The sequence below is a fragment of the Segatella copri genome (assembly GCF_003465495.1).
Lineage (GTDB): Bacteria > Bacteroidota > Bacteroidia > Bacteroidales > Bacteroidaceae > Prevotella > Prevotella copri_G.
Genome location: NZ_QSAV01000112.1, coordinates 1 through 1256 on the forward strand (window position 1 = coordinate 1; position 1256 = coordinate 1256).

Below are 1256 nucleotides of genomic sequence, written 5' to 3' on the forward strand. Positions count from 1 at the left end.
AGCGTAGTAGCGATAGCGGTCAGAATGCTGATGGCTATCTGCAGAATTGTTTTCCAAGTGTTCGCTTTCATCTTTTTAGTGTTTAAAGTTTAGTGTTTCATGTTTACTTTTTTGTGGGGCGAATAGGCTGGGCTAGGGGCTAGCACCCTAGCCAGTCTATCCTTGGGCTATTCAAGGCCGTCGCCAGTATCGTCCTTGCCGGTAGTACCGCCGCCTGATTCAGAGCCTTGGCCTTCGCTGCCGGTCTGACCGGTGCTTGAACCACCTGGGGTAGAACCGCCTGGCGTATTATCCGGAGTAGTTGGGGCGTTGAGGTCAACGTTGGTCTTACCCTCCTTGATCGCCTTGATAACGGCTGCCTGAGCGCTGCGGCTGGCTACGAGGTTGAACTCGGCGTCATCGCGAAGGTTCTTAAACTCCTGACCAGGCTCCCACTGAACCTTCACGCCAGTGATGTTCTGTGCGGTGAACTTGTCGGCATCCTCGGCACCCTTTGAAGTGAGAAGGAGAGAGAAATCACCGAGGTCGCCCAGACGGATTTTCTTACCCTCAAGCAACATCTCACGCATACAGTCTACGGCAATGTAGAGGATGGCGCTGATGTCGGCTCTTGAATAAACACTACCATGCGAAGTGATGTGCTTGGCAAACTTCTCGATGGTCATGATGTCGGTGTACTGTGAAATGGCGAAAGCATTCTGCTTCTCAGTCTTCACGAGTTCCAGGTCCTTTGGGTCAGGATTCTTACCCTCCTTCTTTGCCTGGTTGATGCGTGACTTAGCCTGGTTGATTTCCAGAAGATTTGCGTTCACGCTACGCATTACGATGCTGTAATTAATCATAGTCGTTTTTAGTATGTTTAGAGTCCTTTGTTTTTGCAACTCCCCAGAACGCCCCGTTCCTGCCGTTTTCTGGGTCTTCATTGATGACCGGCGCCTGCCATCATTTATGACCCGTGTTGGTCTTAATAGAAGACCGCCTTCAGGCACCTAAGGCATTTCTTTCGATTGCTGGTGCAAAGATACGAATAAATCTGGTATCTACCAAATTTAGACATGTGATAAGGAGCGATTTTCAGCAAACTTACGATTTGAAAGTTAGCTTAAAAAACAAGCTCTATGTTTCATGCGGCGCTTCTCTATGTTTTCGCGGTATAGAAGCTGTGTTTTTGCTTTATAAATCAGCATATTACAAAGTAATAACCTATTTGCAGGAAACGTGTTCAGTATTCAGTATTCAGTTTTTTTCGCTGTTGT

The 1256-nt window shown here is 47.6% G+C and carries 2 protein-coding genes; both read right to left on the reverse strand.

Annotation, left to right across the window (positions count from 1 at the left end):
- Nucleotides 1-71, reverse strand: a 71-nt coding sequence (locus DWV53_RS16430; protein ID WP_181992524.1) for a smalltalk protein, incomplete at its 3' end; no start/stop codon positions are given.
- 96 nt (nucleotides 72-167) lie between these two features.
- Entirely contained in the window at nucleotides 168-842 is a 675-nt protein-coding gene (locus DWV53_RS15270; RefSeq protein WP_118155463.1) for an HU family DNA-binding protein, read from the reverse strand.
- Nucleotides 843-1256 lie beyond the last annotated feature (414 nt).